The 23,258-nt window shown below is 52.2% G+C and carries 18 protein-coding genes and 5 tRNA genes; 5 read left to right on the top strand and 18 right to left on the bottom strand.

Annotation, left to right across the window (positions count from 1 at the left end; translation table 11 throughout):
* Window positions 1–66: 66 nt before the first annotated feature.
* Window positions 67–489: a DUF1178 family protein gene (locus AC6I1F_RS03795; RefSeq protein ID WP_290149329.1), complete on the bottom strand. Its 423-nt coding sequence runs from the start codon at window positions 487–489 to the stop codon at window positions 67–69.
* 313 nt (window positions 490–802) lie between these two features.
* On the opposite strand from AC6I1F_RS03795, the gene AC6I1F_RS03790 reads away from it, so the two are divergent.
* From AC6I1F_RS03790 to AC6I1F_RS03775, 4 genes are all read left to right on the top strand, one after another.
* Window positions 803–878, top strand: a tRNA-Gly gene (locus AC6I1F_RS03790).
* 12 nt (window positions 879–890) lie between these two features.
* Window positions 891–964 (top strand) — tRNA-Cys (locus AC6I1F_RS03785).
* Window positions 965–970: 6 nt separating this feature from the next.
* Window positions 971–1,046, top strand: a tRNA-Gly gene (locus AC6I1F_RS03780).
* A gap of 54 nt (window positions 1,047–1,100) precedes the next feature.
* Window positions 1,101–1,176 (top strand) — tRNA-Gly (locus AC6I1F_RS03775).
* A 167-nt stretch (window positions 1,177–1,343) separates the two neighbouring features.
* On the opposite strand, the gene AC6I1F_RS03770 is transcribed toward AC6I1F_RS03775, so the two are convergent.
* Window positions 1,344–2,861 carry a helicase HerA-like domain-containing protein gene (locus tag AC6I1F_RS03770; RefSeq protein ID WP_290149331.1) on the bottom strand — a complete coding sequence of 506 codons (1,518 nt, stop codon included), beginning with the start codon at window positions 2,859–2,861 and terminating at the stop codon, window positions 1,344–1,346.
* Between the two features lie 108 nt (window positions 2,862–2,969).
* Window positions 2,970–4,376, bottom strand: a complete 1,407-nt coding sequence (locus AC6I1F_RS03765; RefSeq protein WP_290149333.1) for an ISAs1 family transposase — start codon at window positions 4,374–4,376, stop codon at window positions 2,970–2,972.
* A gap of 207 nt (window positions 4,377–4,583) precedes the next feature.
* Between AC6I1F_RS03765 and AC6I1F_RS03760 the strand changes: the two genes are divergently transcribed.
* Window positions 4,584–4,660 (top strand) — tRNA-Arg (locus AC6I1F_RS03760).
* Window positions 4,661–4,765: 105 nt separating this feature from the next.
* On the opposite strand, the gene AC6I1F_RS03755 is transcribed toward AC6I1F_RS03760, so the two are convergent.
* The 15 genes from AC6I1F_RS03755 to AC6I1F_RS03685 form a co-directional block, all read right to left on the bottom strand.
* The gene (locus AC6I1F_RS03755) at window positions 4,766–5,134 is read right to left on the bottom strand and encodes a hypothetical protein (protein WP_160334032.1); all 369 of its coding nucleotides are present in this window, start codon (window positions 5,132–5,134) and stop codon (window positions 4,766–4,768) included.
* On the bottom strand, window positions 5,128–5,583 hold the full coding sequence (locus AC6I1F_RS03750) for a hypothetical protein (protein WP_160334033.1): 456 nt from the start codon (window positions 5,581–5,583) through the stop codon (window positions 5,128–5,130). The genes AC6I1F_RS03755 and AC6I1F_RS03750 overlap by 7 nt, the downstream gene beginning before the upstream one ends.
* Window positions 5,584–5,647: 64 nt before the next feature.
* Entirely contained in the window at window positions 5,648–6,094 is a 447-nt protein-coding gene (locus AC6I1F_RS03745) for a lysozyme (RefSeq protein WP_160334034.1), read from the bottom strand.
* On the bottom strand, window positions 6,091–6,306 hold the full coding sequence (locus AC6I1F_RS03740; RefSeq protein WP_160334035.1) for a hypothetical protein: 216 nt from the start codon (window positions 6,304–6,306) through the stop codon (window positions 6,091–6,093). The genes AC6I1F_RS03745 and AC6I1F_RS03740 overlap by 4 nt, the downstream gene beginning before the upstream one ends.
* Window positions 6,303–6,623 (bottom strand): phage holin family protein, encoded by a 321-nt coding sequence (locus AC6I1F_RS03735; protein ID WP_160334036.1) that lies wholly within the window; start codon window positions 6,621–6,623, stop codon window positions 6,303–6,305. Before AC6I1F_RS03735 ends, AC6I1F_RS03740 begins: the two co-directional genes overlap by 4 nt.
* Window positions 6,616–7,869, bottom strand: a complete 1,254-nt coding sequence (locus AC6I1F_RS03730; RefSeq protein WP_160334037.1) for a radical SAM/SPASM domain-containing protein — start codon at window positions 7,867–7,869, stop codon at window positions 6,616–6,618. The genes AC6I1F_RS03735 and AC6I1F_RS03730 overlap by 8 nt, the downstream gene beginning before the upstream one ends.
* The gene (locus AC6I1F_RS03725; RefSeq protein WP_160334038.1) at window positions 7,866–8,846 is read right to left on the bottom strand and encodes an SPASM domain-containing protein; all 981 of its coding nucleotides are present in this window, start codon (window positions 8,844–8,846) and stop codon (window positions 7,866–7,868) included. Before AC6I1F_RS03725 ends, AC6I1F_RS03730 begins: the two co-directional genes overlap by 4 nt.
* Window positions 8,839–9,717 carry a hypothetical protein gene (locus AC6I1F_RS03720; RefSeq protein WP_160334039.1) on the bottom strand — a complete coding sequence of 293 codons (879 nt, stop codon included), beginning with the start codon at window positions 9,715–9,717 and terminating at the stop codon, window positions 8,839–8,841. The genes AC6I1F_RS03725 and AC6I1F_RS03720 overlap by 8 nt, the downstream gene beginning before the upstream one ends.
* Window positions 9,718–9,766: 49 nt before the next feature.
* Window positions 9,767–10,297, bottom strand: a complete 531-nt coding sequence (locus AC6I1F_RS03715) for a hyaluronate lyase N-terminal domain-containing protein (protein ID WP_290432676.1) — start codon at window positions 10,295–10,297, stop codon at window positions 9,767–9,769.
* A 12-nt stretch (window positions 10,298–10,309) separates the two neighbouring features.
* The gene (locus AC6I1F_RS03710) at window positions 10,310–10,792 is read right to left on the bottom strand and encodes a hyaluronate lyase N-terminal domain-containing protein (protein ID WP_289170928.1); all 483 of its coding nucleotides are present in this window, start codon (window positions 10,790–10,792) and stop codon (window positions 10,310–10,312) included.
* 8 nt (window positions 10,793–10,800) lie between these two features.
* Window positions 10,801–11,163 (bottom strand): hyaluronate lyase N-terminal domain-containing protein, encoded by a 363-nt coding sequence (locus AC6I1F_RS03705; RefSeq protein ID WP_289170929.1) that lies wholly within the window; start codon window positions 11,161–11,163, stop codon window positions 10,801–10,803.
* The gene (locus AC6I1F_RS03700; protein ID WP_290432675.1) at window positions 11,163–13,400 is read right to left on the bottom strand and encodes a hypothetical protein; all 2,238 of its coding nucleotides are present in this window, start codon (window positions 13,398–13,400) and stop codon (window positions 11,163–11,165) included. The genes AC6I1F_RS03705 and AC6I1F_RS03700 overlap by 1 nt, the downstream gene beginning before the upstream one ends.
* Before the next feature lie 63 nt (window positions 13,401–13,463).
* On the bottom strand, window positions 13,464–19,922 hold the full coding sequence (locus tag AC6I1F_RS03695) for an LPD3 domain-containing protein (protein ID WP_289170931.1): 6,459 nt from the start codon (window positions 19,920–19,922) through the stop codon (window positions 13,464–13,466).
* Between the two features lies 1 nt (window position 19,923).
* Window positions 19,924–22,482 carry a hypothetical protein gene (locus AC6I1F_RS03690; RefSeq protein WP_289187174.1) on the bottom strand — a complete coding sequence of 853 codons (2,559 nt, stop codon included), beginning with the start codon at window positions 22,480–22,482 and terminating at the stop codon, window positions 19,924–19,926.
* Window positions 22,482–23,252, bottom strand: coding sequence for a hypothetical protein (locus AC6I1F_RS03685; protein ID WP_160334046.1), 771 nt, complete (start codon window positions 23,250–23,252; stop codon window positions 22,482–22,484). Before AC6I1F_RS03685 ends, AC6I1F_RS03690 begins: the two co-directional genes overlap by 1 nt.
* Between the last annotated feature and the right edge of the window lie 6 nt (window positions 23,253–23,258).

Below are 23,258 nucleotides of genomic sequence, written 5' to 3'. Positions count from 1 at the left end.
AGCTTTCTGCCGAGATTGATGAACTTGAAGCCAAATGGCTCGATTTATCCGAGCAACTTCAAGACATCAGTTAACTTTATTTTTGGGCACGACGGGAACCTGAAGCACGTCAACGCCCTCTTCTTTCAATTGCTCCACTTCTTCCTGAGAGGCCGTACCGGAAATCACTCTTTCCTCGGCCTCTCCTCTTTTAATAGCAAGCGCTTCGTCAGCAAATTTATCTCCGACATATTCGCTGTCGTCCAAGATTTTGTGAATGGCCTTAAAAAGATCGCTGAGACTATCCAACGACTCACTGTTTTTCACTTCATCGGCGGCCTGAGTTTTCACGTGCGGCGCAGAGAGGGCGCGCTTCACCTCTGAAGACCCGCAGACAGGACAGGTAAACAAGCCGGCCTTTTTCTGCTTTTCAAAGTCTTCTTCACTACCGACCATTGCTTCGAATGTATGGCCGTTAACGCAGGCGAAATTAAAGACCTTCAGTGCCATAGTATTTTTAAAACTCCATCTCTATATTCAGATTATTGCAAAAAATTCTCTGTTATGCAGTAATTCTTAAAGACAATAAATGGAATATAACTTAATGTTTTCCCATATAATTTTCAGACTAACTTGAAGTGATTTATAACTTTGGATTGATATTCATTACAAATACACTCAAAACAAGTGAGATATTGCCTAATTACTCGGGCGATTCGCGGTGTCTGCTACATTCTTTTACTTCCTTTTTCTGCAAATTCAAAAAAATTTGCGGGTGTCGTTTGACAACATAGAAATCCACCTGTATAGTTCAACTCCTGTCGCGGGAGTAGCTCAGTTGGTAGAGCGCAACCTTGCCAAGGTTGAGGTCGCGAGTTCGAGACTCGTCTCCCGCTCCAATAATTTTTGTTGGCGCGATAGCAAAGCGGCTATGCAGCGGATTGCAAATCCGTTTAGAGCGGTTCGACTCCGCTTCGCGCCTCCAGTGAATGCGGGAGTAGCTCAGTTGGTAGAGCGCAACCTTGCCAAGGTTGAGGTCGCGAGTTCGAGACTCGTCTCCCGCTCCACAAAAACAAAAAATTAGTGTACAATTCGGTCTTCGTTGTTGATCAGCGATGAATGCGGGAGTAGCTCAGTTGGTAGAGCGCAACCTTGCCAAGGTTGAGGTCGCGAGTTCGAGACTCGTCTCCCGCTCCAATTTTTTGCGAGCCTAATGCTTGCTTTTTTTGTATCTACAGAATCCAATCCGCGGCCCGGAAGTCCTTCCGGGCTCAAGCCGAAGCCTCTCTCTTCGGCTCTGTCCTTTTCAAACGAATAAAAGTTAAGCGGCCTATTTAAGGCCGCCTGTGCATCGGTTTTGTGACTTACTTTTTCAAAAGTGAACCAAGAATACCTCTAAGCATCCGTTCACCGCTTTGGCGAACAACCTTCTCAAGTATTCCTTCTCTATGGCCTCCGCGGGGGCCGGTTGAGCCAAGAAGTATGTCTTTCATCTTACCGAGCAGGACATCGGTCACACCGTTTCCTTCTGCGCTGTCAGGAGCGCCGGTTCCGTTTGTCGGCGAGGCCGCCGTACTGCCCGCAGAAGCTGCCTGAGTTCCTCGATCCCTTAATATTTCAAACGCGCTTTCTCTATCAACAGCGTTCTCGTAGACCCCTTTCACAATGGATGTATCCATAAAAGCCTTTCGTTCTTCCGGCGTGATCGGTCCGATCTGGCTTCCCGGTGCATTTACCCAAACTCTCTGAGTAATTCCCGGTGTGCCGGAAGCATCCAAAAAGCTTATCAAAGCTTCTCCCACACCCAACTCCTGAATTGCCTGAGCAATGTTGATATTTGGATTAGGCCTCATTGTTTCCGCAACAGTTTTCACCGCTTTTTGATCTCTAGGTGTAAATGCGCGCAGCGCATGCTGAACACGGTTGCCCAACTGACCAAGGATCTTCTCGGGAATATCTGCAGGGCTCTGCGTCACAAAAAAGACGCCTACACCCTTAGAACGCACCAGGCGAACAACCTGTTCAACCTTATCGGTCAGCACCTGAGGCGCATCACTAAAGAGCATGTGCGCTTCGTCAAAGAAAAATACCAACTTCGGTTTATCCAGATCTCCGACCTCGGGCAGGTTTTCGTAAAGTTCGCTTAGGATCCACAAAAGGAATGTTGCATAAAGCTTCGGAGATTGCATCAGCTTATCTGCTGCCAGAATATTCACAACTCCTTTACCGTCCACTGTCTGCATTAAGTCGTGGATATCAAGCATCGGTTCGCCGAAGAACTTATCAGCGCCCTGCTTTTCAAGAGTCAGGAGGCCTCTTTGAATCGCTCCTATTGATGCGGCGGAGATATTGCCGTACTTGGTTTTGAACTGAGCCGCATTCTCCCCGACGAACTGAAGCATAGAGCGCAGATCTTTTAGGTCCAGCAGAAGGAGTCCGTTGTCGTCAGCAATCGCAAATACGGCGTTTAAAACGCCCTCCTGAGTATCGTTAAGTCCCAGCAGACGAGATAAGAGCAAGGGCCCCATATCGCTGATCGTCGCTCGCACCGGAAAGCCCTGCTCACCGAAGACATCCCAAAAGGTTACAGGGCAGGCGACCGGTACGGGTACATCCAAATGGCGCTTTTCCAGCCGCTGCCGCAGCTTATCCGAAATGACTGCCTCTCTGGCAATACCAGAAAGATCGCCTTTGATATCGGCAAGGAACACCGGAACGCCCTTCTTGGAGAATGCTTCAGCCAGCACCTGAAGAGAAACGGTTTTACCGGTACCTGTTGCGCCGGTGATGCAGCCGTGACGGTTTGACATGTTTGTCAGAAGGATTTCGTCCTTGAAGCCTTCGTCAGCACCTGTACGTCCAAATAAGATGTTGTTGTCCATAAATTCCTCCGTTTTCAAAATCATAGTCTGATTCCTCTCAGCAGGCGCTTGAAATGCTTAGATCGGTGAGAGATTTTTCAACGCACTCAGGGCGTACGCATGAAACTTTTATCCAATAATCCTGGTTAAAGCGTCGAGAGCGATACTGGGAGCATTGAATTGTGCCATGTATCGCTTAACACTCTTTGCTGTTTTACCCGTGTTGTTTTCTTCCTCTTTCTGCGCCTGCCTAATTACTCCTAGCGCCCATTTATGGAGAAGAGTGCGATTTTGTAGGTAATTTGCGTTCTTGCATTGAGTTCTGTCTTGAAAGAAATCTACATCTAAGACATAGTGCAAATCATTTTCAATACCCCAGTGACGCCGTACAGACCTCGCGCATTGTTCGGCAATGTGTGTATTGAACCAATTTAATGAACAGATGAAATACCTGTCTAAGGAACTAATTTGACCGATTGTTTTGTCAACAATCTCCGTCGTAGCCTTGATTATGGTTCCTTCATCTAAGCCGATCCATTTCTTTAAATGATCTGCCTTTAGGGTATTACCCGGTGAAACCGAGATACGACGAGTCTCTATTCGGCCGTGTCCCAGTTCAATCTTCTCGATCTCTAAAGTCCGAGTTTCCAATCTATCGACAAAGCACAACTGGATATCGTAATAAAGAGTTTTTTGGTTCTGTTTAACGGCCAAGCAGTAATCGGCGCCTTGTTCAATCAGCTTTGCCGCAAATTTCTCTTGAGTATGAAGAGCATCGGCCGTGACAATGCTGCCTCTTAAATCTAATCCTTCAACCATGTCGGCGGCGTAGGTTATTTCGTTATGTTTTTCTCCGATTAGTTTTTGTCCAAGAGCTATTCCATTATCCGTATCGTAGAAAGTAAGAATGTACTTGCCGTTCTTTTGTGTCGAGTTTTTTGAGGCCCGAACTGCCTGCCCGTCAACCGCAACAACCCTAGAGGTAAATTTATGCAAGAGCGGCTTAACCAGTTTGCTATAGAAGCTTTGGAACTGATCCGGATCAATAAGCATTAGAAGGCGGCGAACCGTGTCATGAGAAATATCTTGTTTTGGGAAGTCTTCAAAGATTGACTCGAGGGCAGGACGGTTATTTTTCCAATAGTCTACGATTTGAACACAATTGGTCTGGCCGGAAAGTGAGCAAAGTAGAGCAGCCAAATAAACATAGGCAAGAGGGTACTGTACCTTGCCCTTCTGACGAAGGTCTGTTATTTCGGAATCAACAAGTTTACGGGGCTTTTCTACTACAGTTGTTTTTGTTTCCGCGGCCTCGCGTTTCAACGATTTGAGCTCTTGACTCATCAGGTAACTTTTCGCGTAGGTAAAAACTCCATCAACGACGGTACCTACTTGCACTCTTTTTTCTTTGGAACGTTTTGCTTCTTTGCTGTAGTAGTAAGAAGATTTGAAGACATAAAACCGTTTTTGTTTTTCATTCCAATTAACTCTGCATCCTTTGGGAATGAGCGCAAGGATCGAATCGTCAGCCTTCATCGATAACCCCCAGTCTTATTTAATAAACGTATATATTATACGTTTATATTTAAAAAAGTCAACAGATTTTTCCGACTTTTTAATGAGTTAGATAATTATTTTACGGTTTTTCAAACGCCCGCCCTGCGATGCACTTAAAAAAATTGAAGCCACTTGCAAAGATTATTTTTTTATGTATAATTCAAACCTCGTTGTTAAACGAACAGCGCGCCAGTAGCTCAGCTGGATAGAGTACCTGGCTACGAACCAGGTGGTCGTGGGTTCGACTCCTGCCTGGCGCGCCAACCTCTTCTGAGCCTCAAGGCTTTTAGAGAGTAAACAGTGAAAACACCTCACAAAACACCACAGCGTGTCGTGAGGTTTTTTATTTCTCTATTGTCCTTCGGACGTTATTTGTGGTTCTGCTCGCAGAATTTAATTGCTCTTTGAGCCTGGTCGAGTAGTTCCCTACCCTCGACTGCCAGTTGTAGACATCGATTACGCTGTCTATCGGCAGCGGTTTTGGCTCTTCTTTCAAGCTCGGACAACTGGCCGCGCATCCACTCATACTCATCACGAGCACGAGACTCAGCAATCCGCAGATCAGATAAAGCCTGCGCGTCGTTCGCCTGTTTGGCCTTGTGTTCCTCGATCGCTCTCTCGAGCGCTGATATTTGAGTACGGGCATGTTTGAGTTCCTCCGTGTTCTGCCCCTGGTGATATCCGTAGAAGTATGCGGAAACGACCACAAGGAGCGCTCCGATAACCTTTGCTACCACGGCCACCACCCGTAGAAATAAGCTTGGTAGCTATACGACACTGCCAAGGTGGTCAGATCAACGATGTAAAACCACTTCCAGCGGGCGATAGCATTTAACAAGCCCTGCCTAAGTTGCCCCAGGTCGAAGAGATATTTATCCCGCACAAGGAAACAGAGGAAGAGCCATAAAACCAAAGACGAAATTAATCCCCCAGCTAACCACTCCTGCGGGCTTCTGGATATATAGGTCGGATAGAGAGACCCTCCTCCCTGTACGTTAAAAAGCCGCCAAAGGTATATTCCGAGATTAAGAAGCACCACACAAATGAAGCAGAGGCCGTATGTCTTCCGCAGTGTTGTTCTAGTCGGACCCATCTGCCACTCTTCAAGCAGCTTCCAAAAGTTCATACCGAATGTGCCCATCAATGTTGCTAAGAATATTCCAATAACTGATATAATTTCACTCATGGGTAAGCTCCATAAAGATTGTTAAAGACCGCTCTGTGCTACCAACACAGGGCGGTTTTAATTTTTACGAAAAGAAAAGTTCTAATTCCCGCATTCGCCGATCTCTCAGTCCTTTCTCATACTTGGTACCGGGACTGCAATATTTTGGCCACCATGTCCGGACGTTATCCCACTCGCCTCGGTTGATCATCCCGAACAACCGATACGTCCGACACTTGATAAGTCCGAAGTTGTAGACAAAACTCATGAGGGCGACGAACTGATTCTCATTGATATCGATATAAATCAGCGTTGCCAGCTCCTCCTGAGTGCGCTGTAGGTCTCTATCTAAAAGCTTGTAGGCCTCACCCTTGTTAACGACGTCACCCTCGTGAACGTCTCCTGTGTGGCCGAATCCGATCGTCCACCGCCCCGCCGGGCACCGGTAAGCGAGCGCAGAAAAACCCTCCTGCTCGGCAATGAAGCTGGACGCTATCTCAGGCGGGTACAGCATAAGGTTTTGTTTTCTCATCTGCCCTCCTCATGCTTCTTATAAAGCTCGTGAATCAGTTCAGTGTTGTGTTGGATGGCTCGCTCGTTGGCCCAAATGCCCTTTTTGATCTCGTCAAATACAACAGACCTCTCGCAGTAGTAATAACCCAGTAGGAAACCGAAACAGATGGCGATGGCAATGGCCGCTGATCTGCATAAGCGGATAGCCCACTCGTTTAAGAAGATGCTCATGATTTAGCTCCTAATCTGTTATCCAGAAATTTTTTGACGTAATAGGCAATAATCCTTACGCCCAGATATGCGGCCATAAATGAAATCCCGACGGCGGCAAGCTCGTTGACGCCATTCCCCTGAAGAATCCAGAAGACCCCGATAGCGGTAACGCCTCCTGATAGTGCTTCCCACATTGCTTCAAGGACAGAGAACTCGATTGGCTTTTCTTTTCGTTTTTCTCTCCAGTCGTCAACGTAGCGGAGAAGCCCCGCTATTAAGCCGAGACCTCCCACACAGGCGATGAGAGTATTAATTAGATCAGTGTGCTTAATCATGCGGGTCCTCCAGAGGGACGAAACTCTCAAGACTCAGGCCGAAGAGAAGCCAGAAGACCGCCTGAAAAACAGCGAAGTGGTAGCCAAATTCGTTCTTGCATGTAAGCGTTCTCGCAAGCCCCTCGATCTGGGGGCAGGCTCCGCGGCACAGAGTGAGCACCAGGCACTTCTTGCACTTCTCTCTGACACTCCACGGCTTGAAGTGCTTCGAGATATCGACTGCTTCAGGAGCCTCGATCGTGCCAACACATCCCTCCTCTGTGCAGTGATCGTGGCAGGAAAGGAAGTCGCCTTTGAGGTTTATCGCCGCGTTGTCCTCTCGGTTCATCATGCACTTGACCGCATTAGGGCTGAGCTTCGTTCTTTTCACAAGCGCTTTGAGAAGGCGGTCACTCTCGCCTGTAAGCGCGGGGAACTTGTCCCAACCTTCCCGGGTCAGCGCTTTAAAAATATTCTTCTGAAGCGTGAGCATCTGTTCTGCCGTAAACATCAGCTCGGAGTCTTGGACGCCCACGTGCGTCATGATGCCCTCAAAGTTCAGATGGATGCTCCCTAACTTAGCCTTGAAGAAGTCGGCGATGGCGTCCACGTCGGTATTCGCGGGCGACAGCACGCAGTTGATTGAGCAGTGCAGTTTGGAAAACGCTAGTCGCCACATGTCTACCATTGCCGGGTCATCCAGCGGGTCAGCTCCTCTCAGGTGGTAGCCCGGACCGTCATGGGAGAATGTGAGACTGATGCCGTAGGCCTCGCAGAACGCTATCTTCTCCTCATCAATCAAGGTGCCGTTGGTGATGATGGCAAAGCGCACCTCTGGGTACAGCTCCCGCAGTGCAGGTACGAGCTTTTGAAGAGTCTTCCAATAGACGAAGGGCTCGCCGCCCCAAAGCTCGATCACGCCGTGAACCCTAATGCCGGAGGCTTTCAGCCGTTCGATGAATGCAGGAACATCTTTAGGGGACGACACCCAGCGTTCATTTTCCCTATCACTTTGGGCGCAGTACTTACAGCTCATGTTGCACTTGAGACCGAGCTGAATGCGCAGGTCCCAGAGGTCCTTAGACTTTGAGTTTGAGAAACCCGCCTGTCCTTTCTGCTCCCTGAGCATGGCATAGGCCCGGAGTCGTTCATCTTTGGTAAGATCAACAGGATTACCCTGCCCGTCAAAAATTTCATTTGTTACGTTGTCGTAGACCCACGTTTCATTTTTACCGTCGTGGGTTCTACAGTTAAGCGCAAGTTTCATTTGAATAGTTTCTCCATGGTTTGGTAAAGACGGTACCGTTTGCGGGCAAAGTAGCAATCGATCTCATGAGTGTTGGACGTGTAGCAACCCCCTCGACACTCCTCAAGCGCCTCGCACTGCCGGCACTCGTCGCTGTCGAAGAACCGTCTCGGTGAAAGCTGAGCAACGGCTTTGATCGGGATAATCTTTTTGAAGATGTTTCCGGTAATGTTGGATGCGTCGTAATTGTGATGGCAGGCGTAAGTGTTCCCGTGCAGATCAACACTCAGAAGCTCGTCTCTCACGCACATCGGACCGACCCGAGACCTAACTGTGTTGCGGTGGTAGAGAAGCTGAGAGCACTGCCAAAGCGCCCACTGGTCGCCAAGGCGCGCCATCTCGATCACCGTTTCGAGGTGCGAGCAGAAGACATCCACGTCTTCCTGCGTCATGTAGTAGTCCTTAGCGCATCCGTCGTTGGCCCGTAAAAAATGTACAGCTGTATTGGGATATCGCCCGTAGCGCTCGCCCAGTGCATAGTAGAGGTCCCGCGCCGCCCACATGTCCGTCTGATAGTGGTGGACCAACATCGAGATTGAGAACTGATTGAGCTGGAAAATCAAGTCGAGCTGCTCGTCCGTGAATTCCCCGTCGTGCCAGGAAACCACCGTAAAAATGTCAGGATTGGCATTGGCATACTCGACGTAACCATCCGTCAGCGCTCGCCCGTTTGTTGTAATCGTGGACTGCTGAGGCGTGATACCGAGGCCCCTCAGGGTGCTGTGCAGAGCTTTGATTCGCTCCCAGTACAGCATGGGCTCGCCGCCCCAATATGCGATGCGCTCAACACGGCAACCCTCCAAATACTTCACAAGCCTATGCGCAAATGCTACAGGGTCGGCCTTGTGGTCGGCAGGGGACTGCTCGTTCGTCTGTAGGCAGTACCCGCATTTCATGTTGCAGGCGCTCCCAATCAGGAGGTTGACGTGTTTAACCATCGGCGCTCACCCGAACCACCGCCTCAGCCCTAGACGTGAAGAAGCGGTGATTGATTTTCATCCGCATTGACTCACCGTCCTGTAAGCCTAGGGCCTGTGCTCTAAAGCGGCCGACGCCATTAGTGACAGCAAGGCGTTTGTGCGGTGCGTAGCCATCCACGGGTTCTACAATGTAGCCGTCCCACGTGATGTCGGATGCGACTTCGTGAGTTTTCCCATCCTTTAGTGTCAGCGTGAAATCGACCCACCCGTCTGGTGCAACGGTTTCAGAAGACGGGGTAAGCTCGTAAGCCAAATTCAGCCACTTAGATGTAGTGCCTGTCATCACGTCGTCAGCCGTCCAAACGTCGCCTAGGTCATCAACGTTAGTAATTATTGTGGCGTCAGCCGTGGTTGTTATCGATCGGGCACACTCCGTCACTGGCGCTGCCGGGTTTCGAACCCATAAGTCAAACAACCACATACCGCCCATGTACCGGCAGTACTCCGCAGTGTTTCGAAAATCAAAGTATGTAAGACCGCCTTTTAGGTCGCAACGGAACACACGACCGTCAAACCAAGTAACAAAGTGTGCCCCTGGTACCCACACGCGCTGGAACTCCGGCTTAGTTTTATCGATGATTATTTCTGCAAGAATGACATAATCTTGGTCGTTGATCTGATACAGCTCGCTGTGCTTCATCTTGCAATAGCGACTACCCAGCTCCTCTGTCGTTGACAGCTTCTCGATCGGAACATATTCGGCGTCCGGTGCAATGTCAAAACCGTCTGTCGGGGCCAGCAATCGAAAAGCGGCTCGGGTTTCGTCCACGGCAAGAGAGAAGTGGTCGATCGGCAGTTCCTTTGCAATGACATGTCTAAAATGAGGCATTTATATTTCCCTAAAAAAGTTAAACAATCGAACAATCAACAAGCGTTTGTTATGAACTGTCGTCGCCACAGTCCGCAGAACTGCAGTTGCTCATACAGTTGTAATACCCCGTATCCATACAGTCACCGCCGCAACGCTCGCATCTGTTGCAGTCACCCGCACACTGGACCTGACCACAGTGAACTTGGTTGCACTGAACTTGATAACAGTGCACATTGCTGCATCGGGAGCATTGAGAACAGTACATGCAGTAAGAGCAATAAGAGCAGTGAGCTGTTTTCCAATTCAAATTGTTGGCTAGCTGGCTGACCTTGCTGAGTCCTGTCCAATAACCCACGTCGTCCGTCAATTGACTGACTTTAGTTAACGAGGTCTTTTTCCAAAGGCCCGCGTTCTCCGTGAGCTGAGACAACTTGGTCGGTATCTCAGACTTTTTCGCTAACGGAATGCCGCCCGCGGTCGAGCCATCATGTACAACTAGGGTTTTCTTCGTTGTGTCTACCGTGATCTCACGGTTGTAACCTTTAAAGTTTGCGTGCTGAGCGGTCGTTCCGCCGCGCAAAAGAATTGTTTTCACCATGTCGAAGCCCTGTTAGTTATCATCGCCACATTGGCATGCGGAGCAGTAGTCGTAGTACGCGCACTTAACCGTCGTGCAGTTAACCGTTGTACAGTTCACCGTCGTGCAGTTCACGGTCGTACAGTTGTGACAATTCGAGCATTGCGAACAGTACGTGCAGTAAGAGCAGTACGAGCAGTGACCCGTTAGATAATTCCTATCGTTTGTCAGCTGACTGATCTTCGTAAGGCTCGTCTTTGTCCAGAAGCCCTTATCGTTTGTCAGCTGAGAAAGTTTTGTGAGCTCAGATGAGCGCCACACCCCCACGTCATCTGTCAGCTGGGACAGCTGAGTTGGGAGTTCAGTCAGCTTTGCAAGAACAGTTCCTCCCTCGCTGGAACCGTCATGGACTCTGATCGTGTGCAGATCGTCATCGATCGTGATCTCTTTTTCCTGCCCTGTAAACGACACACTTTGCGCTGTCGTTCCGTGCTTCCATTGAATGACCTTTGACATTTATTCTCCTATGAGCAGTGCGTGCAGTAGCCGCAGTAAGTGCAGTAGGAACAATGCCCTGCCACGTAGCCCTTATCGTTGGTGAGTTGCGAAACGTTCACCAACTCCGATTTTTTCCAATACGCAACGTCCGCTGTTAACTGAGAAAGTTTTGTCAGATTTGAGCTTGAGCGGTAAACGTCGTTTATCAATTGATTTGTCGTCGTGGGAATCTCTGATTCTTTGGCGATTCTGTGGCCGCCTGCGGTCGAGCCGTCATGCACCCGCACTCGTTTCTCTGTCGTGTCCACGGTCACCTCTCGATCGTGACCTGTGAACGACGTATGCTCGGCAGAAGTTCCGCCTCGGAATTGAATGATTTTCAATGGCATCAGCTAAGACCTCCTAGATCAACCAATTCAGGGATTTGCCCTGCGGCACCCGTAGCCCCTGTTTGTCCTCTCGGTATTTTCAACACAAAGCTTGGGGCCTCGGCAGTGCCACTCTTAACCACCGAGGGAGACGCACTTGCGTCGAGCATCTCAACTGAAATCGTAATTACAGGGGTGGCACCCGTTGCTCCAGTAGCACCCGTCTCCCCTTTTTCGCCCGTTGCTCCAGTAGCACCCGTCGGGACTCCAAAGGTAAAAAGCGGAGCTTCGTCGGTGCCCGACTTCGTAACGGTCGCTGCACTACCGGCCGGAAGGGTTGTTGATTCAATATCGATAATGGGTGTCGCCCCGGTATCGCCCTTGTCCCCCTTCTCGCCTTTAAGACCTTGCGCCCCGGTAGCACCCGTCTCCCCTTTCGGACCAACAAGCTCTCCCGCGTTAACCCAAGACCCAATGGTAGTAGTTACTCCATCTTCATCCGTAACCTCTTCCGTCGTCCAAACATAGAGGTTAAGTCCTGCTAAATAGACTTTTCCTTCTTCCCCCTCAACTTTGGAAAGCGACTCATAGTCGGGATAGGTTCCGGCCACCTGAAGGCCGTCGCCCTTGTCTCCCTTCTCGCCTTTAAAACTACCGAGCTTGGGCGACAAAGTAGCCGTTCCCGCGGTAGGGTCTACTGCTACAACGGAGAAAAAATCTCCGATTGAGCTGACCACATGGTCGCCGACCTTGGTGTTGACAGCCGGCGTGATGGAGCTAATCTCAACGGTCTGCGAGCCCTCAGCTGTCACTAAATAACGGAAAGAAAAGCCAGCCGTAGCGTTGGCTTCTAAGACTTCCTGGCGGATTGTCTCCAGCTCTTCCGCAACACCCGCGGCACTCTCAACGATCGCCAAATTGTCAGACACTGCATCGACAGCAGAGAGTTTCTCCTGCACAGCCGTGATCTTTTCCAGGTTCTCTGACACCGCCGTCACATGGTTGATGCCGTCCGAAACCGTCCCGATATCGTCCAGTGATCGATAGACCGTTTCGATCGTCGGCCAGTTCTCGCTGACAGCATTCACATCAGTAATGCTCTCGGCAACGGTAGTGATGGACGCAAGGTTCTGGTTGGTCGTTTCCAGAGTTGTAAGGTTGTTTCTCAGAGTGGTGATGTCGTCTGCCTTCGGGCCCAGAGCGGCGATATCAGACGAAATACCCGATAGCGTTTTGAGGTACCCGCCCTCAATTATCGGCATATCCTCAGGCGCTTCTGTAACGAGACCGAGATCGAGCGTCGGAGAAGAGAACCCCTGCAAATCCGAAGAGACAATCCTAATGTCTTCCATGTTGTTGTTGACGTTCTCGACTTTCTCAATGTTGTCGCCCACGGGGTGGATGCAGTCGTCGATATGGTCCGCAACCTTCTTGATGTAGCCCTCAGTAACCCGAGTCTCACCGTCGATGTTTGTGTCCGTGATCGCGCCCAGGTCAAGCGTATCTGTCTCGAACCCCCTGAGATCGGAGCCGACTCGGTGGATTTCATCAATGTGATGCGCGTTCGTCTGAAGATCTGCAACATGTGGGGCAAGCACGTCTGTTGCTTTACCGATCACCTCAACTCTAGCCAGTACCTCCTCGGCTCGTGCCACTGCTGCATCGATCGCCGCCTTGTGGATATCGATAAGCGCCTTGGTTTCCTGAATCTCCTGCCACGTGGCGGAGACATTCTGGCCGGTGGAGACAACCTCGTTGTAGATTGCCTCCGCCCGCTGAGCGTAATCAGCCGCTCTGTTCGCGACCTCCAGAAGATCAGACATAACCTCCTGTGGTGTTTTCTCGCTGGTGAGAGGAACGATCAGACAGCGGCTCAAGGTCTCCTTGAGCTCCTGGCAGATGATGGTGAGTTTGTCGTAGGCGTCGTTCAGCGACTCAGGAAGGAAACCGTCATGGTTAGTCAGCACCAGCTGTTGGTCAATCGCCGTGTCCGAAGTGATCGCAACCCTCACACCTTTAGCGGGCGCATCCACAAACACTACCGAGCCCCCGGCTCTTTCGTCCTGGTTGCTGTTCAAGGTAACAGTGTAGTCCGTGCCGTAGCGCAGAGTCACCTCTTCATCCGTAACGCTGGTACCGGATGAGGTCTTGACTACCACATCTGTTTCACGAATCGCCTTGAAGGAAAACGGGAATTCCTTGAGAATCCCGTTTCCTATAGTCGGACCCGCTTTGCGGGGAATGTTCTGTACGGCCATTGCAAGAATCCTTGTTTGTTTGAAGGATTCTTGCAGACAGGCCGCCTCTCAATGCAACGATCTTTACTTACCGGTAATCAGGGAGAAGTACGAGTCCCCTTCCTCAATCAGGTTGTAGCCTTTGATCGCCTGGTTGATTGGCGAGACAGGAATACCCGTCCAAGAGCCGAGAGCGGAGATGAAATCCCGCAGCGCTCTTTCCGTGAACTCCTTATCTTCAAAGAGAATACCCTGAGCGTCTTTGAGCGCCTTGGCTGAGTCCGTGTACTTTCTCATCGCAGTCGGGCCGCGATATCCGTAGTCGCTCATTGCCGAAGCGAACTCACGTACACCCCACACCATTCCCGCATCGAACTGCAAGGAGGCAATGGCCGCGCCTTTCAGGTGCTTCACCCAGAATTCGTCCTCGTCATCGTCGTCCTCCTGCCCGAGAAAAGCCGCCGCCGCTTCCCGAATGCCATACTCAAGCACGGGCTGGAGGATGCAAATCGTGAGAATCTGAGCAGCCGCTTTCATCGTGCTCTGCGTCTTGCCTGACACGACCGCAAGGTTCAGCGCGGTATTGAAGAACGTATAGAAAACGGTGAAGAGTTTTTGCCAAGGGTTGCCGCGCTCGACCGCTGATAGGTCTCCAGGGCGTCCCGAGCCCTGAGAGTTCATCACCGCCCAATCCGCAAGGTCCACAGCTTCAGCGTCAGAGTGCCCCTCGTGAAGCGCTTTCTCGTACGCGCCGAACCACGTGGGAATATCGACTAGCAGCTGAACCATCGTGAGCGGGGCGTAGGCCGCCTCCTGCAACTTAGCCATAACTGTGGAAGCCCCGTTGATTCGGGAGCTGATCTCGCTTACCTCCCTGAACTGAGTGCGTGTGCGATCACGCATCATGGCGGATTTTCCACACACCCAGGCGTTGGCGTTCGTTCCGTGTTTCATCGCGTCAGCCATGCCGCGGCTCAGCCAGCGTGGGCCAAGAAGAGCCGCCGACTGCGTAAGGCCAACAACCTGAATAGCCGCCACGCCGAAGTTGAACCCGATGCCTGCAATTGACACCCCGTGGCGTAGGAGTGTTGCCACACCGTCAGAACTCGTCGTCTTCCCTCGCCCGTTCTCTCGAACGTCTCTGAGCCAATCGATGATCGCTTGGTAGTACTCGGAACCGTAGCGCTCGTGAATCGCTTTTGCGATCGGGCTGTCAGGGTTGAGAAGTTTTCGCATGTCGTTCATGAACTCAGCGTAGGCGCAGTAGTACGTCTGCTCGTTCAGCCCCTCAAACAGTGCTCGGGTTGTGAGAACGACCGGCTTCTTGTACTTCGTCAAGCGACCCTTCAAGTGTCCGTCCGCCACGCCTTGGTTAGAGAAGATGGACTGCATGCTGTTGACCCCGTCCACGGTTGCCAAACGAGCTCCTGACAACGAGGCCTTGCGGTCATAAACAATCGGATAGTAACCGCCCTTAAGGGTTCTGTTTCCAATCTGAACAGGCATCGGCTGAACCCAAACAGGAGTGCGGCCGTTCATCCGTTTGATGACCTTATCCACCTCCTGCCGGCTTTTCTCAAATGTGTCCCACACGGCCTCTGCCGCTTTATAGAAGCGCTCATCAGGGAGCATCTCTTGGAAGAAGGCGTCCATCACTGCGTCCGCTTTTGCCCAAGCCTGGGCGACAGCGGCAGGGTCTTTAGGGTCGTGGTTCTCAAGAATGTGGATACCAAAATCAACGGCCAGTGTCTCGGCTATCCGCTGGCGGTTCCCCTCGTTGCCGTAGTTAAGAAGGATTGTGAAGGCCTCTTCAACAGTAAACTCGGCTCCGTTGAATATTTTGCTTGCAACACGACGTCTGCTTCTCAGGTCTTTGAGGATTGGCGAGAGCGCTCGGTCAACTTCTTTTGAGAATTTTGCCTGAAGTTCAGCCTGTTTATTGGCGCAGTGGCCGTACGGGTGGATGATTAGCTTAGTAAGTATTCCGTCGTAAGCCCCGTCCAACACGGCTATGAGCGCGGAGGCTCGGGCCTGAGATAAGCCGAACTTAATAAGCCAATTCTTGAAGCGCTCCGACTTTCCGCTCTGCTCACGAAGACGCTTCGCCCCTCGGCCGTTCTGGTCTGCAACCGCTCGGATGCTGTCTGCTCCGTCCTGCTCGAGCTGATCGAGTTCGATCTTTTTATCTTCGAGCGTGAAGTGCTTCTCGTCTCGCCCGAGTTTTTCAAGCGCGGCCGTGAACTCCTTGAACTGCGTGAACCCCTCAGGCGTCTCCAGAAATGCAGTATCCGCTCGAGTAATCGCATCAGTTACGACTTGGAACTGGTCGAGGTTTGCTCCTGTTTCCGCTTCCAGCTTGTGAAGGGCTCGTTCAAAGCTTTGGCTCTCGGGGTTAAGCGACAGCTGTTTTTCCGTGAAACGCCCCATGTTGGCAAGTGCTCTCTGGATGAGCTCCCAGTGTCTCTGGTCCACGCTCTTTTTGGCTTTCGCTTTGAACTTATCGAAAGATCGCCGAGTCTTTGAGCGGTAAGTCAGCGCCTGTTTTGCAGCCTTTGCCATAAGTGCGAACCCAAGCTCCTTACGCTTAGCTCGGATTGCTCCGTCGATGTCCCCTTTCGCCCACAGCTGACGGGCTTCTCTCTTTGCTCGATTAGCCTCGGTGATGTACTTGGACGGTTTGATATCCGAGTACTTCATCTTGGAGACAGCCTCTTCAGCAAGGACCGCCATTTGTTCGTTGTTGACTGCGACGTTTTGCTTTCTTGCCATGCGCAGGAAGGCTTTCAGTTCAGCGGTCAGCACCTTGATCTTGGCGTCATTGAACATGGCGGCTCCTGCCGCGTCCTGAACCTGCTGAGGCGTTGCAAGCTCAGGGTTCTCGCGAACGAAGCGATCAGCCGCTCTTTGGTTGATGATGTCTTTCGGCTTGAGATTGTTGAGCAAGTCTTCAACCATGGTTTTTGCGTCAGGATAGTTCAGGCCCGCCGCAAGGTCATCAATCGGAAGCCCGCCCTTTCTCGGCTGCTTCACCGCAAGCCCAGCCTTGTGAAGCTCTTCAACCTGCCGCTTGGTAAAACCAAGAGCGAGAAGCTCTCCCATCGAGAGCTTGAAGAAAACTTTCTTACCGCCAACCACTGCGCCGTTGTGGATTTTGTCCCAAGCTTTATAGGTGTCAGTTGCTTCAAACGCTTTCTGTTCCTCGTCTCTGAGGCGCTTGAGTTCTCCCTTCACCTCGCCTTGGAGTTCTCTGAGCGCTTTGCGGCGCATAGCGTTCACTCTCTCAGACAGCCGCGTGTTGCGTTCAGTCTGCTCAGCCTCGGCTTCTGCGATCATGTCGTTGACACTCTGGTGGTAGCTCTCGAACTCTTCAGGCGTCATACCCGCTTCCTCAGCGGTAGCAAAAAGTGCCTCCACGTTCTGGCGGATAGCGGCCTCTCGAATCTGAGCTTCGGCCAAGAACATGTTGGAGAACATATCCTGAACTGACTCGTCGAACTGAGCGCCTGGAATCCCCGAGAGACACATATATAGCTTTTTCAGCCAAGCGGCAAACTGAGCAAACACGCCCTGAAGGTTTTCACTCGGAGCTTTGCCGAGCATAAGCCAAGCCTCAAAGGAGCGGGCGAACTTCTCATGCCCCTTTCTCTTTTGGTCCGTTGACATGGACTGCCACTGCTCAGGGCTTTTCACTCCGACAAACTTAAGCACTTTCTGCATGTTTTCTGCAAAGTGCTTTTCTCCTTCCGTCTTCTCCCCGCCTCTTTTGAGCATATCCGCATAGGCCTGCATCCTCGCTTCGAGGAACATGTGACCTGCCTCGTGCAGGAGTGTCGAGCGGTCTGCACTCTTCCAGCGGGCGATAAGTTTCAGGTCAGGATAGAAGTCGCCCTTAGAAGATTGAGAGAAGGAGTTGTTGTGCGATTCGCTTTGGCTCGTCAAGAACAACGCCTCTAGCAGCCCTTGCAGATCAGGGCTGATCTGTGGTAAAGTTTTCCCGAGCGTTTGGGCCTTTTCGGTCGTGAGCGCACCCCCCGTTGGACTGCTTGCAGTTGCAACGGGTTTTTCGTATGCGTCCAATTCAGCGCTTTGCTGAACCCATTCTCTCGCTTCTTCTAAGCTTTTTACTTCAACAGACTCAATGGAGTACGCTTTGTTCTTTGTGCCCGCGTCTCTGTACGTCTTAACAGTTATCTTGGCAAGATAATTAGAACCGTTGTATTCAATAGCGGAAAAATACCTTAAGACACCTCCGAGTGCGCCGTTTGTCTTCGTGTCCGGCTTGCTCCAACCGTGAATTGCCTTACTTGCAACCTTTTCTAAATTCGACAAGACAAAGTTGTGAATCTCTCCATTGGTTGACTTCGCCACTGCTTTTCCCGATGTCATCTTTCTAAGACTAGCTTTAGAAAAGTTTGCACTTGTCCCGTCTGAGAATTTAAGGTCCTTGCCTATTAACCCGCTGAGGCGCTTCTCGACCTCTTCTCTTCGGACAGGAGCAAGCTTATATAGGAGCTCGCCTCCTCTGATAACTAACTTCTTGAATCTCTCCAACTTACCCCACGACTGGCTAAAGGCATCAGCCTTCCACTGGCCTGGAGCCTGTCCTTCCACCTCAACGAGGTTGCCTTTCGCGTCTCGTTTAACGTCGGGCTCCCCGAGAATGGTGGCTCCATACTCCTGCCAGAACTGCTTCGGAGACATGTCAAGGTCAAGGGCGTTTGCGGCGACAAAGGACTGGACAACCGCTTGAACCGCCTGCGTCTCCTCCTCGCTTCTTGTCGCCTTGAGAACCTGCTCTCCGACAATTCTCCCAACATCGGCCACCTCAGCGTTGAAAAGCTCGGCCGTTGCGGAGCGCGCGGCCGCAAGCTGTCTGGCCGCAGCCGCTTTAACCTCTTCATCCTGAATAGCCGCCTCATTGACCGACGGCTCTCCGTTGAAGGATAAGCAGCTGGCAATCTCGGGATTCTCGTTCATCAGGGCCAAGGCTTGCGGAAGGGAAAGCTCAACCGAAGTTCCGTTCTGCTTAGCCTGCTTGACGCGTTCCTTTACTTCAGGCGACAGCGCCTTGGAGTCGGCCTCAGACAAAACTTCCAGTGCGGCGCCGTCGATCGAAACCGAAGTCAGCCCCGATCTTTGCACAACCTCCTCCATGTGGGACTCGACCGTTGACGGGTCGATCTTCACAGCTGACGATGCCTTTAGCGCCTCATTCAGTTTCTGAGCGGCCTGAGCCTTGATCTCTGCACGCGCCCTGTTTTGCAGAGTTTCTGAACGGGCTTCAAGTGACGTGGACGCCACCTCGATCGGAGCCATGAAGCCTTCGCCTGCGATCTCGGCGTAGATGTCCGCCCACGAGGTGATCCTCCCCTCAGCGAGAAGCTGGCCGCCTGCTTCGCCCGCACCTCCAAGCGCCCCGCCGAGAGGAACCTGGACGGCCATATTTGCGAAGTGCTTCTTTGCGGGCGCCTCAGCCCAGCGGGCAACAAGCGCCTTCGGAAGAAGAACCTTGGAGGCGACACCCAAGGACAGAGCATCGAACGCACCGACGGAGAGCGCGTGCGCTCCCGCCTTGCGTCTTGCCTCGTCGATCACGCCTGAGGTCAGCGCCTGGCCGGCCTTCTTCGGCTCCATGTAGTTCACGCCCGCTTCTTTGACGCCCTCGTCAACCTGAGACTTGTAATCCAGAGCGGCTGAATAGATACCGGCCAAAGCGGCTGAAACGGCAACGGGGGCGCCGACTGCTGTAGCGATAGCCGCGCCCGCAAGCGCTGGCGCATACTGCACGACCGATTCAGGAAAAAGATCGGCCGCGATCTGCACAGGGTCCTCGAAAAAAGCGTCTAGCGTTTTTTTCCAATCGCCTTTGTTTGCGTAGTATTTCTGCGTCGCGTCTGAAACCGGATATTGCGCTTTGCTCCACTCTTGGTAGCGCTTTTTCTCAAGCGCTGTCTCATACTGCTTTTCAAGCTCGGGGAGCGAGTCGATCTCATTTTTGAAACGGGCGACGTTGAGAATCGTCTCCTCTTCGTTTTTGCCCGCGAAGACTTCATCAGGGCTTGCCCCGTTGGCAATGAGCGCCTGCTTGGCTTTGATCTCGTCAATCCGCTCTTTCAGATCAATCGCCTCAGTCTCGTTTCTGAATAGGTCCTGGACCGTTCTCGTCCAGGCGTTTGCAAACGATCGGCCCGCAGTCTTCGGCTTAATACCTGCGGCTGTCGAGAGCTTCCAGATCGCGGACTCCGCAAGCGACATATTGCCTAGGTCTTCACGGACCACGTTCGCAAAGTTCGGCTCTCTCATCTTTTCAACTAGCACAGGTGCCATGGCCTGAATGCCCGCTATGTTCGCCTTGTTCGTGAGGCGCTCGGCGTCCTCTTCAGGTGTGATGAGCGCGGCCTGCTCCGGCGTCATGCGGAGCTCTTTTGCCTTGTTCAGGAGCATAGCCGACTGCTCAGGTGTCTTCTGGATAAAGTAGGACGACATCAGGCCCTGCTCAGCCTTAACCTTGTCTTCCCATTGAAGCTGTTCTTTGAGTCCCATATTAATACCCCTCGTCTCGAATTACGGAGAACCCCTCCTGCCTGTCTGCTGTTTCGCTCGAACAACGAGCCAAGAAATAGGCTCTGAGAAACTCGGCGCCCACGGGGTCTCTCCCTTTGATTTCTCTGAAGTCCTTGCGCACCTTCTGAGCGAACGCCTCATCAAAAACGATTTTGCTCACGTCCACGTTCGGAGAGCGGTTCATCACGATCTCGCGAGCGACGTTCATAATTTCTAGGTCTGAAGGCTCGTGACCGTACCTGTCCTTAGCGATTGTTTTGCTGATGCTTCTCACGTCGGTGAGCCCATCATCAGGAAGCTGGCTCGCCTTCGTACCGAAGAGCGTCACGAGTTTCCCCGGGTCCGCGCCCCCTAGGCCGTTCGTCATCCGACCGACGGCTTGCATAACGCTTAACTCGTCGGTAATGGCCGCGCCTGAAATCTGCCCCTCAATTGCAATTGCGCTCATAAACGTCTGAACCGCATTGTTGAAAGACGTACCGTCCTTGTCTTTATCCTTGAGCTTTGCCAGGGCAGGAACCGCAAGCATGGCCTGTTTGACCTTGGAAGAAGCCGGCACGAATTCAGGCAGGACCTGCCCCTGGATGCCTGCACGGCGCGCAAGCTCCTGCTTCTCCTGAGCGCTTCTGCCTTCGGCCTGGACCTTGAACCAACGGGTTTGAAGCACAGCGAAATCCTTTTGCGAGTAGTTCGGCTGAAGCATTTTCAGCCCATCCAGCGAGACGGCCCGCAGTTGGTTGTCGTCGGCGTAAAGGGCCGCAACCGCTGGGTTTGTTGTATCTTCCCCCTTTCTAAGCTTCTCAGAAATCGACATCGCATCCAGTTGTTGTTTGCGCGTCAACTGCGCCCAAAGCTGAGGAGGCACCGCTGACGGGTCACCGCCGCTCGCGTAAAGCGCATCCGAGATAGTGGCAAGAAGATTTTCCTGCCGTTGAACATACTCAGCTTTCTCCCTGCTTTGCTTGGTAATAAGTCTGCCAAGAACACTGTTACGGTAGCTTGGGTCCGTACGAGCCCTCGGGTCATTTGCCAAAAGCCACTGCTCGATCTGCTTCGGAGTCTCCCATGTGCGTTGAGCGGCAAAAGCGGCAGGCGTAAACGAGTTCACGCTTTTACCGTCGGCGCCCTTAACCCCGAGTGCGGAGTAGTTCTCCAGAGCCTGCATGCTCTTTGCAACCTTCTCCTGCACGTTCTTCGGCAGACGGTCAAACCAGCTTGCGCCTTCGGTGTCCTCTTCTGCTTCCTTCTGAGCGGCTTTAACCTCTCGGGGGCTGGAGTAATACGCCGCAAATGCCGCCTGCTTGTCGCCCGCAAATTGCCGCAGGTGGTCCGTATACACCTTCACACCCACCTCGATGTTGTACGTCTTATCATCCAGTAGGCGCTTTGAATCGACGTTTTTATCGAGTGCGTACGCATTCTCAAGCGAGACGTTAGACGCACCGTACCGAGACCGGGCAGAGAAGTTCTTTCCGTCGTGCGTAACTTCGCTCGTGTCCGTCTGAAGTTTTCCTAGTCCGTTCAGGACCCCGACCGTGAAGTCCTCCACGGCTTCAGCATCAGCGCCGCTTGCAGGAAGACTGACACCTTGCTCTGCGAGAATCTGACGCACCTTCTCTCCGTTCTGCATCACAAGGAACCCGCTATTCTGAACCGAGTACCGATCAACTGTGTTCTGCGCCTGAGCTTCTTTCACCGCAACATCAATGGTTCTTCTCAGACGGTTCACGTCGGAGCCGAGCATCTTGTGCGAATGCTTTCGCAAAAGACCGAGCGCCTGAAAACCGACTGACGGGTTTGGCCCCGCATTGGACATCACACCGTCGATCGCATTGGCGTACAGATTCGACGTGTATTTGCGCCTAAAGTTTTCCCTCTGGTCCTGCGGAATACCAAGAAGAGATGCCAACTTGTCCACGTTCTCAGTGAGGCGGCTTTCCCCATCGGCCAGAAGATCGGGCTTATAGCCGTTGACTGAGGCGGCTTCGACCTCGTAGTCGATTGCAGAGGTGTAGACGCCCTTCTGATACTCCATGCCCTGATTTGCGACGTGACTCGAGACGCCGCCGTAGACCGACTGGTAGACGTTCATCGCATGGCGGTTAAAGGCAGCTCTTTGCCGACCCGTGAGCTTCTCTCCGATCTTGTCTCCGTAGGAGCGCATATCTGCGTCCACTCGCTCAACAAGCCCCCTTCCCTGATCGTCAGGCTCCAGAGCGTTCGCCTGCAAAAGCTTTCTCCAGCCGTTCTCGCCTGCTTCAAGGTCTGTAGCGTGACGCCTTAAATCTGTGATCGCCGCGGTGACTCGAGCGTCATCCTGCTCGGCCTGCACCTTTGCTACCATGTGGTCGAACCGAGCGGATGCTTTGTCCAACAGGCCATGAAACTTTGACTCCTCAGCGATCGGAATGTTAAGCGATACGGGGTTGTATCCCCATTGGTTCTCTCTGACGTGGAATCCGTCATATTTGGGAACACTGACCGAACCTCTTCTCGGCGCGTAGCCGCCCGCGGATACATCTGAAATTTCCTTAGCCATTAGGAGCCTCCAAAGTAGCGGCTCCACCTATCGGCAACAACGGAGCCTTTTTCCAACAAACTGCCTGCCGCCTGCGACACCCCTTCGCTCGCTCGGTAGTCACCCATGATGCGGGCGATTGAACCCGCGTTGCTTGCCTGAAGCCCTTGAGCCTTATAGCCCCAAGCAGAGCTGATCGCATTCAGCTTGACCGAATTCATATCGAGTCGCTTCATGACCTCAGTGGAGGCAAGAACTTCAGCAGTTGAGCCCGAGCCGATCTTCACGCCGTTGGCGCCCATAGCGACTCTTTGCTGAGCTTTGACCTGGCCGGCCTTGTAGGTCAGCTGAGCCATCTGGCTCTCGCCCTGACGGTACGCCGACTCGGCTGACATCTGCGCCATCTGTCTGTTGTTCTCGGCAATCTCTTCCTGCTTCTTGCTGACGTACTTCAGAGTTTTCCCTGTCGAGTACGCGGAATAAACCGAGCCGATCATTTGACCGATTGCCAGACCGATGCTGGCGCCCTGCATTCCGTTGCTCAGCCCCTCGGACCAACCGCTCTTCGAAGCCGTATCGGTCTTCGGAGCCGTATCGATCTTCGGAGACTCCGGAACCACGTACGCTTCGCCAATGAAACTGCTTCCTGACGGCCCTACCGGGGCTGTCTCCAACAGACTTGGCATGCCAAATTTCTGCGTCACCTCAGCAAAGGGTTCCGTTCTCGTTGTGAACCCTGTGTGACTGAAGCCTAATTTCGGCCCCGTCCTCAGTGAAAGACTAAGTGCCATGTTATC

The organism is Parasutterella sp. St.1A3 (genome assembly GCF_059728705.1).
This window is presented reverse-complemented; position numbering and strand designations above follow the sequence as displayed.